We start from the raw sequence: 13,485 nt of genomic DNA on the forward strand, positions 1-13,485 counted from the left end.
AACTGTTCTTGTAAGTCCTACCTATTGTTATCAATCATATAGACTCTTCATCATTCAGCCTATAGTTAAAGTTAGTACGCTGAATACTATGGACAGGACAATATTATTTTTGAAATTTTCTTCATAAAACAAGGTCTAAACGCGATAAATGATTGACTATTTTTACCCTATTCATATGAATTTTATAGGAAAAAAATTTTTTGTCACAATTATAGCGATGACTTACCCAGTCTTCTGTATACAGATATTTTTCCTCAGCATACTATTTCTCCCTGACCAATCTGCTATAGAAGAGGATAATCATGTCCCAAGGACAGCAGGAAAATTTTCATTACTCTGAAAATCAAGAATATAATCATATCGGGAACAATAAAGATAAATATTCAAATATCGGAACTGCCATTTTACCCAAGCAGCTGTGTACGCTCGCCAATCAAAAACAGATAGAACACCAACTAGAACATCCTAGCACCCGTATTCCGGAACAATTTCAACAATATTATCTGGATTATCAAAATAAGCACCAACGACAGTTTTTAAAATGCGTCAATTTTATTGGTCAGCTGACTTTTTTAAGCTATTTCTTTGTCGATTGGGTTTTATTACCGGACATTGGCATGCTGTCCGGTATTGCACGGCTCAGTCTTGTCATCTTGGCACTGTCGGTCAACTGGCTGGCTTTCCGCTACTGCAAGAATATTAAAATTCTGGATAGCTTGCTGCCAGCCTCTGTTGCAGCTGCAGCAGCAATATGGCTTGAACTGCTGTATTTATCACATAGTCCCGTTGTGAATACGTATCTCTACGCCAGCATCATCTTTATTTTATTGGGCAATTTATGCATACAGGTATCTTTTCGTAATTCTATTTTTAGTTCCCTGCTGATTAGTGCGGTGATTTTTAATGGCGTATTCAGGTTGGTCAGTGTCCAGGAACTGATTTTATTTTCACTCATTTACGCGCCGGTTTTATTGCTCAGCATGTATATCAGCTGGAATAACACATTAAATTCAAAACGTAATTTTTTGCGGGTGTTACTCAATGACTGGAACTATTACACCTTAACTGAAATGGCGCATACGGATGAACTGACCCAGTTATATAACCGCCGACAATTTTTACAACTGGCCGAACAGAACATACAGCAATGGCCCAAATATAATTTAACCTGTCTATTGATGTTTGATATCGACTTTTTTAAGAATATTAATGATACATATGGTCATGATGTGGGAGATGAAGTGCTGCGGGTACTGGCTGATATTACTCGCCGGGAAATGCGTCATAGCGATGTACTGGCCCGTTTTGGGGGGGAAGAATTTATTGCTTTGCTACCCGATACCACACTGGAAGATGCGATGAACATTGCCAACCGCTTATGCCGAAAAATTGAAAGCCATCAAATTTGTGTTAAAGATAAGTGCTTCTTTAATTTCAGTGTGTCGATTGGGGTATCCCAACTGCAGCCGAATCAAAGTGATTTAAACCTACTGATTAAAAATGCCGATATTGCACTCTATCAAGCCAAGAAAAATGGACGCAATCAGGTGGCGATTTATACGCATGAATAATTAAAAATTATCTTCATCGAAACGGTCTTGGTCTATTTTATAAATATGAAAACTGCGCTCGACTTGCATACTAAAGCCGAATTTAGTGGCTCAAAATATTTATTCCTATTCTTCAAAGATTAATTTTTTAAAATATAAAAAAGAGCGCCTAAGCGCTCTTTTTTATTTGAATAATTCTAGATTCCTAAACTGCCGCGCGCATCTTGCACAAAATTCAAAGCAATGCTTTTAATTTTGCTCATGGCGTAATTTAGGCAGGAAGCAGTGCTTCCTGAAACCCTGAGAGGTGAAATAACAAAGCACTGCTTTGTCACCTCGCAAGACTTTCAGCTATGCTGAAAGTTACTCCCATTCAATCGTTGCTGGTGGCTTAGATGACACGTCATAAACCACACGTGAAACATCTTTGATTTCGTTCATGATACGAGTCGAAATCTTGTCTACCAATTCATATGGAAGATGCGCAAAACGAGCTGTCATAAAGTCAACAGTTTCAACGGCACGAAGTGCAATCACCCATGCATAACGACGGCCATCGCCCACTACACCAACAGATTTAACTGGTTGGAATACAGCGAAGGCTTGAGCAGTTTTGTCATACCAACCGCTAGCGCGAAGTTCTTGCATGAAGATGTCATCAGCCAGACGAAGAATGTCGGCATATTCTTTTTTCACTTCACCCAAAATACGCACGCCCAAACCTGGACCCGGGAATGGATGACGATAAAGCATCTCAAACGGCAAGCCTAAAGTGGTACCTAAACGGCGTACTTCATCTTTAAACAGGTCACGGATTGGCTCAACCAGTTCAAAGGCTAAATCATCTGGTAAACCGCCCACATTGTGGTGTGATTTAATTACGTGTGCCTTACCGTTTTTAGTTGCAGCAGATTCAATCACGTCCGGGTAAATTGTGCCTTGTGCCAGGAAGTTTACGCCATCAAGCTTACGTGCCTCTTCAGCAAAGACTTCAATGAACTCACGACCAATGATTTTACGTTTTTTCTCAGGGTCAACTTCACCTGCGAGAGCGGACAAGAAACGGTTTTCAGCATCGGCACGAATTACACGGATACCCATGTTTTTCGCAAACATATCCATCACTTGCTCGCCTTCGTTCAAACGAAGCAAGCCATTATCTACGAATACGCAAGTCAATTGATCGCCAATGGCTTTATGAAGAAGCGCAGCAACTACAGATGAATCTACGCCACCTGAAAGACCAAGCAATACTTTTTGATCGCCAATCTGTTCACGTAACTGTTCAACACGCAGGTCGATGATGTTTTCCGAGTTCCAAAGATTACGGCAACCACAAATGCTGTGTACAAAGTTAGACAATAACTCGGCACCTTTTGCAGTATGGGTCACTTCCGGGTGGAACTGCACGCCATAGAAACGGCGTTTTTCATCGCTTACTGCTGCAAATGGACAGCTTGGTGTACTGGCAGTCACCTGGAAACCTTCAGGAATTGCACTGACTTTATCGCCATGGCTCATCCAAACATTGAGTTTGTTTTCACCATCGTCTAAATCACCCAGAAGCTGGTCACGAACCAAAACGTCTACCGCAGCATAACCAAATTCATGCACGGTACCTGGCTCTACTTTACCGCCAAGCTGTTCGGACATGGTTTGCAAGCCGTAGCAAATACCCAATACAGGTACACCCAGGTTGAATACAACTTCAGGTGCGCGTGGACTACCTTCTTCATGAACACTTTCCGGACCACCCGACAAGATGATACCGTTTGGTTTAAATGCGCGAATGTCTTCTTCAGACATGTCATAGGCATACATTTCAGAATATACACCAGCTTCACGTACACGACGTGCAATCAGCTGACTGTATTGAGAACCGAAATCCAGAATCAGGATGCGGTCTTCAGTGATTTGAGTATTGGTAGTCATGACAAACAACTATGCAAGGCAAACGAAATAAGCGCTGCATTCTATCATTTTTCGGCGCATTAAGCACACTATTCGCACAAGGCTTTCAATTCGTTGATTGCATTATATTTCTGGCACAACAAGGCACCCGTCCGGATGCCTTATTTATATTGCCATTTTTCTATTTTCACGATTTAGATATCCTTCAATTTCATCATGATGGATATCGACCTCATCTGTTTAGACCTTGTCGTATGCTCTCTAGGACTTTGGTGATTAAGTCAAATCTTGCAGTTTAGTTCTGATTATACCAAAGCCATTTATCCTTTGGATTTAACAGTTTTTCTATTTTAACAACATCGATGTTGGTGGATTGATCACTTTGAGTATCCACTTCACCCATCACTTTCACCTGATCGCCGGCTTTTAAGCCCATCGGTTTCCAAAAATCATCATCGACATCAATGTCAATTGAACCGGAACCATCTTTGAGTTCAAAATGATAGCCCCGTATTCGTTTGACAATAACGCCGGATAAGGTCACTGCAGTTTCATCTGCCAGTTGTTTTGCTTCTGCAACCGTTACCATATTTTGGGCAGCTTCATTCACGATCATCTGATCACTTTTACCCGCTCAGGATGCTGTAGAAAACATTACACCAGAGATAAAAATTACCCATAACATTTGCTTCATACCTGACTCCACTTTGGTAGCTTCATCAAACTTTATTGAAGCAAAATTCAGGCAATTTGTACGCAGGTTTTATGTAATTACAAAAAGACCTGTACAAGCTAGAATCAACCTTCTATTTTCCTCAACTCTGGTGATGATCTCTCTAGCATGTCATCTACACTGAATTTACCTGCACCATGCAACATCAAGAACAATAGTCCACCAGTCATGGCAATATTTTTCATCAGGTGAATGGCATCATCCTGAGTCCCAGTGCCGTGGAAAATAAAGCCGCAAATAAAGGTAAAAATAGCTAAGCCCAAAGCAGCCAGGCGGGCCTGGAAACCAAAGAACAAGGCCAGACCACCGCTAACGACGACCAGGATACTCAAAGGCAGCAGGCTACCCGGGACACCTTTAGATTCCATATACCCGGCCGTTGCAGTATAAGCATTGATTTTCATCCAGCCAGACATCAGAAAAATATAGGCTATCAATACACGTGCAACCAAAGCGATAAAGGCATCGGTTTGCAGACCTTGCAGCAGATTTTTTATAAAAATATTCGGATTAAACATGAGGTCACCTTTTGATTTTTGTTTTAATGACCTCTTCATCCTAAGCCTGTTTTTATCGGGGTCAATAAATAATTTGTAAGATAAATCATTGTGAAAAAAGGGAAGGATGAAAATGCAATTAATTTTCTTTTTGGTACTGACTTTCATGCCCCAGACTGCTAGGATTTCAGCACATTTTTGCTGTCTGTAGCGCCATGGAACTGCTTGATTTTATCTTACACGTTGATGCCCATCTGCTCGAATTTATCACCGATTACGGCGTGTGGATTTATGCCATTCTTTTCTTGATTATTTTTGTAGAAACCGGTTTGGTGGTTATGCCATTTCTGCCGGGTGACAGCCTACTGTTCGCAGCAGGAGCCTTAGCAGCATCCACAGGCGCAATGAATCCTTATATTCTGGTCATCTTGCTGTTTACTGCCGCAGTATTGGGCGACACGCTGAATTATCATATTGGTAAATTTATTGGACCGCGTGTCTTTGAAATTGAATCACGGTTCATTAATAAAAAGCATTTAACCTATACGCAAAAATTCTTTGAAAAACATGGCGGAAAAACTATTATTTTTGCCCGTTTTATTCCTTTCGCCCGTACTTTTGCCCCGTTTGTCGCCGGTGCAGGTCACATGAATTATAAATATTTCCTCAGCTTTAATGTCATTGGTGCCATTTGCTGGGTCGGTTCTTTTGTAATTTTAGGCTACTTGTTTGGCAATATGCCGATTGTTAAAGACAATTTTACCCATCTGATTTTTGGCATCATTATTATTAGTGTCTTGCCGGGCATCATTGGTTTTATTCGCCAGAAACTCAAAAAAGTGCATTAAAAGAAGCGAATCACAACGGGTAACATACACATAATCAGCAACATGGCCGATCCTTTATATAACAGATCGGCTTTTATTTGTCTGGACTGACCCGCCAGAATGGCCCGCCCAAAAAACATCCAGAACACCACCGTAGGTAACAGGACCAGACTGAACATTGCAAATACCAAAATAAAATTGGTGGGATTGCTCCAGGTTTCAAGCGGTAAAACACCGGCAGCAAATAATAAGGCTTTAGGATTTTTGAAGGTAGAAAAGAACAGTTGTCGAGGTCGGATCGAAGGATGGCGTTGATTATGCTTTTCCAAATCTGACGCTTTCCACAAATGAAAAGCCATCCAACTCACATAAATGGCGCTACAAAAATGCAGGATATGAATAAAGTTCGGCCATACTGGATCACACAAATGAATAAGTAATGCCCACAAATTAATGGCATAAAAATAGCCAAGCATTTTTGCCGGAATAAACAGACTGGTTTTAGCAATGCCTTGTTGATAAGCCGAGCTTGCAAGTAATGCATTGGTTGGACCCGGAATCATCAATACCGCAATCACTGCCAATACAAAAAGCCAACTCTCGATCATAAATACCTGATATCACCATCCTGATGGGGCACACCTTATATGAAACCGATAAAAAATGACAAGTATTTCTCGATAAAAAAATATCACCTGATGCGTTTAAAGATTCCATCAAAAAACAGCAACCAATTGATATTAATAATATTTACATTGAAACATTTTGCTAATATTTTATCCCCCCTGCTGTCAGGTACAGCACCTCAACAGCAGGATAAATTGATGAATTATTGAACTTTATTGCGAACAATAATTGGGCAGTTTTTGAATTTTGCCGCCTGAACCACAGCTTCCTGTTCACCCAATAGACGTGCCAGTTCAGTGTTTTTGCTATTTGAAGATTGTCCCATATTGACTGAAACACTCGGAGCGATTCCCCAGCCGCCATGACTGCCCCAACCACCGCCTACACCGACACCCACACCGACGCCAGTGCGTTTTGGTGCCTGCACACCATTGTCGATATATTGCTGAATACGATTATATTCACTTTGCAATTGCTGGCAATTGAGCACTTGATACTGGGTCGGAGAAACATAACTCGGTTTCACCGTCGTTGCACATGCAGCCAATAAAACCGTACTTCCCAAAAGAAGGCTTAGATAAATCGTTTTCATGAGAAATCTCAATACTTATATATGCTCAATTTCATTGAACAACGATTGATAGGCTTGCGTCAATTTATGATCAGTCGCCAAATGGATCAAAGGCTGATTTTTAAGATGCGATTCTTTCATTAAAATGGACGGCGGCAACATGCTGTCTAACACCGGCAAGCTTTCATCTTTCAGCTGTTGCACCACTTCACGCGGTAATTTAGCCTGGGCCTGAAACTGATTGACCACAATCCCTTCAATCTCCAGATGGTCATTGTGATCATCCTGAGTTTCAATAACATTTTCAATCAGAGTTTGTAATGCACGTTTTGAAAATACGTCACAATCAAAAGGAATCAGCACGCGACTGGCTGCAATCAGCGCCGATAAGGTAAAGAAGTTAAAAGCCGGTGGTGTATCGATATACACTCGATCATACTGCCCTTCCAGTTGTTGCAAGGCATCACGCAATTTATAAATCTTGTGTTTTGACTCCAAAGCATGTGCCAGTGCACCCAAAGTCGGACTTGCAGGAATCACATCCAGATTTTTAAAAGGTGATTGGTGCACGTAACGCTCCAGACCTTTATCCCGATTCTTTAAAATGGAACCTATGGCATTACCTAAAAGTCCTTTGCTTTGGGTTGCCCCCAGCACTTCCTGAAAATAATTTTCAATATTGGGTTCCAGCGCCGGTTTATCCACCGTATAGGTCGCATCATCCCCCAATAGATATTGACTAGAATTGGCTTGAGGGTCGAGATCAATCAGCAAGGTTTTTAACCCCTGATGTGCACTAATTGCAGCCAGGTTGACGGCAATACTGGACTTACCGACCCCACCTTTTTGATTAAAAACCACACGTACCAGCATTGGAAGCCCCCTATCATTTATAGTTATCTATGAGCAGTTTAACCTACATGCCTTGCATCCAGAATAATTATGTCTAACAATCAACCAAAATTCGGCTTAATCATGACTAATCCGATAATGGCGATCAGTGCAGCCACTGCAATCATTAAACCTGCGCGACGCTGGATCAGTAAAATACTGTCATCTTTTTTATAGGCTTTGATCAAGGAAGAAAACAGCACCAGAAACAGGATGATCTTGGCATAAAACCATGGTTGTACTTCAAAATTCTTAATCACTAATGAAGTTAGCCCGGTCAAAACAATAATCGTCATGGCAAGATGTTGCCAGGCGACCAGAAATTTTCGTGCCACCGGATTGGGCTGATTGCCGTTGACTCCAACAAATAAAGTAAAAGCACGTGCAAGGATTGCCCCAATCAATAAAGTCACCGCAATCATATGCACAATTTTTACCGTCAGCTGCATATCCATTGTTTAATCTTCCTTATGATTCAGCTTTTGGCGCATGTGCACATTCAGGACTTGACGTGTCTTGTCCTTGCCATTCTGATGGCACAAAAGCATGAATCGCCAGGGCATGAATACGGCTTGGTGCAAGCAAGTCCCCTGCTGCTGCATAAATTTTTTGATGACGTTGCACCAAACGCAAGCCTTGGAAAATGTCACTCACCACAATCACTTTAAAATGCGATTCTTTACCCGGGAAATAGCCGCCATGACCGGATGATTCGTTCACCACTTCTAAATGAACTGGTGATAACTCTTGCAGGCGTTGAATCAACTGTTGTTCTAAATTCATCAAGATACTCCCAAATAGTTCAATTTCTGGCTTCAGTATACCGTGTTCCGATTCAATCTTCGTGCCTGTCCACCCTATCATTCCTGGATTTCAGGATAAAATTTTCTTTTTAAGCCTCCATCTTGTTTATAAAATCAGCAAACCTGCACAAAATGGTTTTATTTTATGCAATTGATGCAAGTTTTTTCACAAAGTTATTGACCCTATTTTTGCATAATGTATTATACACGGCATGCGGGAATAGCTCAGTTGGTAGAGCATAACCTTGCCAAGGTTGGGGTCGGGAGTTCGAGTCTCCTTTCCCGCTCAAAATTTTTTCATTTAGTTTTTTCACTTAAAAAACTTTATAGACTCCGCGGGAATAGCTCAGTTGGTAGAGCATAACCTTGCCAAGGTTGGGGTCGGGAGTTCGAGTCTCCTTTCCCGCTCCAGATTCAAAAAGCCCTCATCGAAAGATGGGGGCTTTTTTCTTGTTGATTTTAAACAATATTTTCTTTCTAAACTTATAAACTTAAAATGCTTAAAGCTAGAAAAAGTTAAGATAGATCACTTGAAAATGGGCTTACGTGACCAAAAGTGCCCTAAACGTGCCCTGCAACCATCACATATAGATCAATATATTAAAGATTTTGCATAAATTTTAGTGAACATCGGCTGAGTAATTCTAAAAAAACTTAAAATACTTCATTCTGGCTTTTATTGAAGTCTTTTTCACTACTTTATAAAAATGGTGACCAAATTTGGTCACCAAAAATATACAATAAAAACAAAATCTTAAGTTAAAAAATTATTAATTTATGGAATGGTTTTTATTAAAAAACTTATTCTTCCTGCTTGAACTTTAATAAATCACCAACCTCTACATTTAACAATACGCATAATTTTTCTAATGTTTCAAAATCAATACGAGTTGATTGACCATTATAAAGCTTATGTAAAGTTGTCTTACTCATTCCGGTTGCCCGAGCTACATCTGCCACTTTCATTCTTCGTTCCGCCAAAAGAACAGGCAAGTTACAAACTATCATTAATTACCACCATTGTGTAATAAAGTACTTGCATGATGTGTTAAACGCATTTATTATTGCATTGTGATCTTAAATAACACCATTGTGATACTTTATAAAAGGATACAAACATGAATCTTACTTATATTACTACAAAAGAACTGGCGGAACGAATCCATTACAACGAACGTACCATCCGTAATCAGTTGAAGGACAGTGTTCTAATCGAAGGCATTCATTACATCCGCCCTTTTGGTGGACGCAAAATTTTATATGTATGGGAGCGTATTGAAGAAGATATGACTAAAACCACTTTAGGCTCGCTACACAGCCTACAACTTCAATAAGGAGAACATTATCATGGCTGCTATTCGTACTAGATACGGTAAGTTATGTGTCGATTTTCGATACTTAAACATCCGTTGTCGTGAAACAACAGCTCTTGAAGACAATGCTCAAAATCGCAAAAAGCTTGAAAAAGCGATTGAGCGAATGGAAGCGGAAATCTTATTGGGTATTTTTGACTATGCTAAGTACTTTCCAAAAAGTTCTCGTTTAAAAGAAATCAAAAATGCAGAAAACAGAGTAAATGAAATCAGCTCTAAAACACCTCTATTTTCCAAGTTCTGTGAAATCTGGTTCACAGATAAAGAAATAGAATGGCGTGCAAGCTACAAGGGAAAAATTCAGATTGTGATCAAAAAGTATTTAATCCCTTTTTTTGGCACAATTCCGGTTATTAATATCAAAAAGTCAGACATTCTTGGATTCCGTTCATCCCTCGCCAAAGTGACTCACGGAAAAAACCAAGAATGCCTTTCACCATCAAGAATCAACCAGATTATGATAGCACTTCGTATGATACTCGATAGTGCTGCCGAACGATATGACTTTGATAGCCCTTATAAGAATATCAAGAACTTAAAGCAAGGAAAGATTGAAGTAACACCTTTTTCATTAAAGGAAGTACATGCAATTTTAGCCACAGTTCGTGATGATTTTAAGCCTTATTATACTGTTCGATTTTTCACAGGTATGCGCACCAGTGAGATCGATGGCTTGCAATGGAAAAATGTGGACTTACAACGTCGGGAAATCCACATTCGTGAAGCATTAGTGAATGGGGAGCTTGGTGGAACCAAAACTTATGGTTCTGACCGTACCATCCAAATGAGTGATCGGGTTTATCAAGCCTTTCTGCAACAGAAAAGCTTGAATAATGGCAAATCCAGTTTTGTCTTCTGTAACCGCGATGGTGGACCTCTCGATTATCGTTTAGTGAATAAACGTGTCTGGCATCCCCTGCTACGCTATTTAGGACTAAAGCCTCGTCGTGCTTATCAAACACGTCATACCGCTGCAACGCTCTGGCTGTCGGCAGGCGAGAATCCAGAATGGATCGCACGCCAGCTAGGGCATTCAACGACTGAAATGCTGTTCCGGGTCTATAGCCGTTACATTCCCAATGTTACGCGTCGCGATGGCAGTGCTTTTGAAGCCATGCTGGAGAAACTAAATACAGAGGAGCTTGCCCATGAACAGTAAAGCTTTCTTTGGTGGTGTGGTCGTCAGCGCTGAAGCAGATATGGTCGCGCGTGAACTCATTCATGAGTTACACATTCCCAAACTGCACAATCTGGCCTTTTTGCTGGAAATCAATAAATGCTTCGATGATCACCAGGCGTTGAGACTCTGGCTACAGCGGATGCTGGATGATGGGCAAGCCCATGACGATAATCTGGCCCAACAAGCTCGCCTCCGGTTAATGAGTCTCGCTCACCAATAAAACAAACATACAAGGTCATCCAATCGATGACCTTAGACCCTTTATACCCATAAAAAGGTAAACCCATGCATAAAGATATTTCAATTTGGATGCCACTCTATATTGGCGACTTACAGGCGAAATTTGCACGAATGACAGCAGAACAAATTGGTGCGGCACTGCTGTTAATGATGGATTTCTGGAAAAATGGTGCTATTCCTCATGACCTAGCAACAGTATGCAGCATCACGAAATTACCGCAGCACACCAAGGCTAAAACTTTATTGAATACGCTGATAGCCCTAGAATTGTTTGAAGTCGAATCTGAGCAGATTCATTCAAATTTTTTAACCCGTTTAAAAAGCCAGGCATTGCAAAATCAGCAAATGAAATCTGATAAAGCTAAAAATGCAGCTCAAGCACGCTGGAATAAATCCGCAAGCAATGCTCAAGCATCTAACAAGCAACGCAAAGTAAATGCTCAAGCAGCTCCTGAGAAGAGCCCGAGTATTACTCAAGTCATGCTTGAATCATGCCCTTCATCTTCATCTTCATCTTCATCTTCATCTTCATCTTCATCTTCATCTTCATCTTCATCTTCAAATTTTGAAGAAAAAAATGAGAGTTTTTTAGAAAATTCCAAATGGATTTAGGAGATCAGCCATGAATACCATGCTTAAAACACTCCAGTTTCGCGCAGAAACAACAGAAACACTTTGCCCTACCCATCATATACCCCTAATGGAAATTGCAGGTCACAGGCTCTGTAAATTGTGTGCCAAAGAAACCGTCCATCACTCACATGCAGCCTATGAGGATGAACTGCAACAGCGATTGCTACAACAGAAAATTAAAAATTCAGGGCTCAATAAACGCTACCTGGATAGTGGCTTCAAGAATTATGTAGTTGCATGCCCTGCACAAGACAATACCATCAAGATATGTCAGGCCTTTGCACAGCAGATTATTTCTGACCACAACCCGAACATGTTGATGATTGGTACACCGGGTACAGGTAAAACCCATCTGAGTGCATCAATTATTCGCAACATTCTGCATAACAGTACAAAATCTGCACGCTACTATACCAGTGCAGAAATTGCTCAAAAAATGATGGACACCTGGTCAGATACTTCACGCTCTGAGAAAGAAGTCATCGACCATTTTTCCAGTTTTGATTTATTGGTGATTGATGAATATGGTCTGCATGACCGGCACGAAAAACGCCTGGAGATGGTGCATAAGGTCTTATATAGCCGTTATGACAACATGAAATCTACCCTGCTGATTTCCAATTTCACAGTCCAAAATATGCAGCGGGATTTAGGTGTCCGATTATGGTCACGGTTACATGAGAACCATTTGATTGTAGTACCGTGTTATTGGGATGATAAAAGGATTTCTTAATCCATTCTGAAAAAAGAGTCCTGAAAGGCCTCTTTTTCTCATTAACCTATTAAAAAATACTTTGTACACGACAAAAAAAGATAACTCATTGAAATAATGGCATAATACTTGTTTTCTGACGACGAATATGATGACACATTTCAATGAGTTACATCTCATCTTAAACAAATATCTAAAGTGGAACAAGTCACATGCAAAATGTTTTACACTGATTATGCTTGCATTAATTGTAAAACAGACATGTAATCTTTCTTCTGCATCTAAAGCCTTACCCATCAAGTGCTTACCACAATCATTTTATCGACGTATACAACGCTTCTTTGCAGATCAGTATTTCGATTATCGTCAAATTTCTCAGTTAATTTTCAATATATTTTCATTCGATAAAGTCCAATTAACTTTGGATAGAACTAATTGGAAATGGGGAAAACGAGATATCAATATCTTGATGTTAGCCATCGTCTATCGTGGAATAGCGATACCTATTGTTTGGACTTTGCTCAATAAACGTGGAAATTCAGATACAAAAGAGCGTATTGCTTTGATTCAACGCTTTATCTCCATTTTTGGTAAAGATCGTATTGTGAATGTGTTCGCAGACAGAGAATTTATCGGTGAGAAATGGTTTACATGGTTAATTGAAAATGACATCAACTTCTGTATACGTGTTAAAAAAACTTTATTGTGACCAATCACTTAGCCAAGAATCATAAAATTAGTGATTTATTTCGTCATCTTCAAGTGGGTCAAACTGAATGTCGTAAACGACGTATTTGGGTTGGTCGAGTAAAACTGTATATTAGTGCGCTACGATTAGAAGATGGAGAACTTTTACTTGTTGTTTCTCCTATGTTTAATGCTTCTGCTATTCGTGATTATGCATTACGCTGGGAAATCGAAACGTTATTTAGTTGTC

The 13,485-nt window shown here is 40.1% G+C and carries 16 protein-coding genes, 2 tRNA genes and 2 pseudogenes; 10 read left to right on the forward strand and 10 right to left on the reverse strand.

Annotated elements, in window-relative coordinates; genetic code table 11:
• The first annotated feature begins 302 nt into the window (after positions 1–302).
• The gene (locus tag FTT87_RS07035; protein WP_086196675.1) at positions 303–1,571 is read left to right on the forward strand and encodes a GGDEF domain-containing protein; all 1,269 of its coding nucleotides are present in this window, start codon (positions 303–305) and stop codon (positions 1,569–1,571) included.
• Here the strand turns inward: FTT87_RS07035 and FTT87_RS15985 are convergent.
• The 4 genes and pseudogenes from FTT87_RS15985 to FTT87_RS07050 form a co-directional block, all read right to left on the reverse strand.
• Positions 1,572–1,655: pseudogene (locus FTT87_RS15985) on the reverse strand (restriction endonuclease); the annotation flags it as partial. It abuts the gene before it with no gap.
• Positions 1,656–1,913: 258 nt separating this feature from the next.
• Positions 1,914–3,482: a glutamine-hydrolyzing GMP synthase gene (gene guaA / locus FTT87_RS07040; protein ID WP_180043370.1), complete on the reverse strand. Its 1,569-nt coding sequence runs from the start codon at positions 3,480–3,482 to the stop codon at positions 1,914–1,916.
• A gap of 274 nt (positions 3,483–3,756) precedes the next feature.
• Positions 3,757–4,077 (reverse strand): NirD/YgiW/YdeI family stress tolerance protein, encoded by a 321-nt coding sequence (locus tag FTT87_RS07045; RefSeq protein ID WP_180174597.1) that lies wholly within the window; start codon positions 4,075–4,077, stop codon positions 3,757–3,759.
• Positions 4,078–4,259: 182 nt separating this feature from the next.
• Positions 4,260–4,712: a DoxX family protein gene (locus FTT87_RS07050; protein WP_086196679.1), complete on the reverse strand. Its 453-nt coding sequence runs from the start codon at positions 4,710–4,712 to the stop codon at positions 4,260–4,262.
• Positions 4,713–4,906: 194 nt separating this feature from the next.
• On the opposite strand from FTT87_RS07050, the gene FTT87_RS07055 reads away from it, so the two are divergent.
• The gene (locus FTT87_RS07055) at positions 4,907–5,539 is read left to right on the forward strand and encodes a DedA family protein (protein ID WP_166169811.1); all 633 of its coding nucleotides are present in this window, start codon (positions 4,907–4,909) and stop codon (positions 5,537–5,539) included.
• Here FTT87_RS07055 and FTT87_RS07060 read toward each other — a convergent pair.
• From FTT87_RS07060 to FTT87_RS07080, 5 genes are all read right to left on the reverse strand, one after another.
• Positions 5,536–6,126 (reverse strand): LysE family translocator, encoded by a 591-nt coding sequence (locus FTT87_RS07060; protein ID WP_086196681.1) that lies wholly within the window; start codon positions 6,124–6,126, stop codon positions 5,536–5,538. The two genes, FTT87_RS07055 and FTT87_RS07060, sit on opposite strands and share 4 nt — an antisense overlap.
• Before the next feature lie 221 nt (positions 6,127–6,347).
• Entirely contained in the window at positions 6,348–6,737 is a 390-nt protein-coding gene (locus tag FTT87_RS07065; RefSeq protein WP_180174598.1) for a hypothetical protein, read from the reverse strand.
• A gap of 15 nt (positions 6,738–6,752) precedes the next feature.
• A complete protein-coding gene (locus FTT87_RS07070) occupies positions 6,753–7,589 on the reverse strand; it encodes a ParA family protein (protein ID WP_180080979.1) in 837 nt (278 codons plus the stop codon).
• Positions 7,590–7,669: 80 nt separating this feature from the next.
• Positions 7,670–8,062 (reverse strand): SirB2 family protein, encoded by a 393-nt coding sequence (locus FTT87_RS07075; protein ID WP_180080981.1) that lies wholly within the window; start codon positions 8,060–8,062, stop codon positions 7,670–7,672.
• A 13-nt stretch (positions 8,063–8,075) separates the two neighbouring features.
• Positions 8,076–8,390 carry a BolA family transcriptional regulator gene (locus FTT87_RS07080; RefSeq protein WP_166169801.1) on the reverse strand — a complete coding sequence of 105 codons (315 nt, stop codon included), beginning with the start codon at positions 8,388–8,390 and terminating at the stop codon, positions 8,076–8,078.
• Positions 8,391–8,624: 234 nt separating this feature from the next.
• Here FTT87_RS07080 and FTT87_RS07085 point away from each other — a divergent pair.
• Both FTT87_RS07085 and FTT87_RS07090 read left to right on the forward strand, forming a co-directional pair.
• Positions 8,625–8,697 (forward strand) — tRNA-Gly (locus FTT87_RS07085).
• Positions 8,698–8,745: 48 nt separating this feature from the next.
• Positions 8,746–8,821 (forward strand) — tRNA-Gly (locus FTT87_RS07090).
• A gap of 390 nt (positions 8,822–9,211) precedes the next feature.
• Here FTT87_RS07090 and FTT87_RS07095 read toward each other — a convergent pair.
• A complete protein-coding gene (locus tag FTT87_RS07095) occupies positions 9,212–9,418 on the reverse strand; it encodes a helix-turn-helix transcriptional regulator (protein ID WP_081403350.1) in 207 nt (68 codons plus the stop codon).
• A 110-nt stretch (positions 9,419–9,528) separates the two neighbouring features.
• On the opposite strand from FTT87_RS07095, the gene FTT87_RS07100 reads away from it, so the two are divergent.
• The 6 genes and pseudogenes from FTT87_RS07100 to FTT87_RS07125 all read left to right on the forward strand — a co-directional run.
• Positions 9,529–9,744 (forward strand): hypothetical protein, encoded by a 216-nt coding sequence (locus FTT87_RS07100; protein ID WP_001054887.1) that lies wholly within the window; start codon positions 9,529–9,531, stop codon positions 9,742–9,744.
• A 13-nt stretch (positions 9,745–9,757) separates the two neighbouring features.
• Entirely contained in the window at positions 9,758–10,942 is a 1,185-nt protein-coding gene (locus FTT87_RS07105) for a site-specific integrase (protein ID WP_180174599.1), read from the forward strand.
• Entirely contained in the window at positions 10,932–11,183 is a 252-nt protein-coding gene (locus tag FTT87_RS07110; RefSeq protein ID WP_180174600.1) for a hypothetical protein, read from the forward strand. The genes FTT87_RS07105 and FTT87_RS07110 overlap by 11 nt, the downstream gene beginning before the upstream one ends.
• A gap of 65 nt (positions 11,184–11,248) precedes the next feature.
• Positions 11,249–11,815, forward strand: a complete 567-nt coding sequence (locus FTT87_RS07115; protein ID WP_180174601.1) for a DUF1376 domain-containing protein — start codon at positions 11,249–11,251, stop codon at positions 11,813–11,815.
• 10 nt (positions 11,816–11,825) lie between these two features.
• On the forward strand, positions 11,826–12,569 hold the full coding sequence (locus FTT87_RS07120) for an ATP-binding protein (RefSeq protein ID WP_180174602.1): 744 nt from the start codon (positions 11,826–11,828) through the stop codon (positions 12,567–12,569).
• Between the two features lie 130 nt (positions 12,570–12,699).
• Positions 12,700–13,485 (forward strand): annotated as a pseudogene (locus FTT87_RS07125) (IS4-like element ISAba33 family transposase); the annotation flags it as partial.

It is taken from the genome of Acinetobacter sp. YH01022, assembly GCF_013420235.1.
Taxonomy (GTDB): domain Bacteria; phylum Pseudomonadota; class Gammaproteobacteria; order Pseudomonadales; family Moraxellaceae; genus Acinetobacter.

Excerpts from the sequence above, each read along its gene's own strand:
- FTT87_RS07035 (WP_086196675.1), top strand. The coding sequence starts at position 303 with ATGTCCCAAGGACAGCAGGAAAATTTTCATTACTCTGAAAATCAAGAA.
- guaA (WP_180043370.1), bottom strand. The coding sequence starts at position 3,482 with ATGACTACCAATACTCAAATCACTGAAGACCGCATCCTGATTCTGGAT.
- FTT87_RS07045 (WP_180174597.1), bottom strand. The coding sequence starts at position 4,077 with ATGATCGTGAATGAAGCTGCCCAAAATATGGTAACGGTTGCAGAAGCA.
- FTT87_RS07050 (WP_086196679.1), bottom strand. The coding sequence starts at position 4,712 with ATGTTTAATCCGAATATTTTTATAAAAAATCTGCTGCAAGGTCTGCAA.
- FTT87_RS07055 (WP_166169811.1), top strand. The coding sequence starts at position 4,907 with ATGGAACTGCTTGATTTTATCTTACACGTTGATGCCCATCTGCTCGAA.
- FTT87_RS07060 (WP_086196681.1), bottom strand. The coding sequence starts at position 6,126 with ATGATCGAGAGTTGGCTTTTTGTATTGGCAGTGATTGCGGTATTGATG.
- FTT87_RS07065 (WP_180174598.1), bottom strand. The coding sequence starts at position 6,737 with ATGAAAACGATTTATCTAAGCCTTCTTTTGGGAAGTACGGTTTTATTG.
- FTT87_RS07070 (WP_180080979.1), bottom strand. The coding sequence starts at position 7,589 with ATGCTGGTACGTGTGGTTTTTAATCAAAAAGGTGGGGTCGGTAAGTCC.
- FTT87_RS07075 (WP_180080981.1), bottom strand. The coding sequence starts at position 8,062 with ATGGATATGCAGCTGACGGTAAAAATTGTGCATATGATTGCGGTGACT.
- FTT87_RS07080 (WP_166169801.1), bottom strand. The coding sequence starts at position 8,390 with ATGAATTTAGAACAACAGTTGATTCAACGCCTGCAAGAGTTATCACCA.
- FTT87_RS07095 (WP_081403350.1), bottom strand. The coding sequence starts at position 9,418 with ATGATAGTTTGTAACTTGCCTGTTCTTTTGGCGGAACGAAGAATGAAA.
- FTT87_RS07100 (WP_001054887.1), top strand. The coding sequence starts at position 9,529 with ATGAATCTTACTTATATTACTACAAAAGAACTGGCGGAACGAATCCAT.
- FTT87_RS07105 (WP_180174599.1), top strand. The coding sequence starts at position 9,758 with ATGGCTGCTATTCGTACTAGATACGGTAAGTTATGTGTCGATTTTCGA.
- FTT87_RS07110 (WP_180174600.1), top strand. The coding sequence starts at position 10,932 with ATGAACAGTAAAGCTTTCTTTGGTGGTGTGGTCGTCAGCGCTGAAGCA.
- FTT87_RS07115 (WP_180174601.1), top strand. The coding sequence starts at position 11,249 with ATGCATAAAGATATTTCAATTTGGATGCCACTCTATATTGGCGACTTA.
- FTT87_RS07120 (WP_180174602.1), top strand. The coding sequence starts at position 11,826 with ATGAATACCATGCTTAAAACACTCCAGTTTCGCGCAGAAACAACAGAA.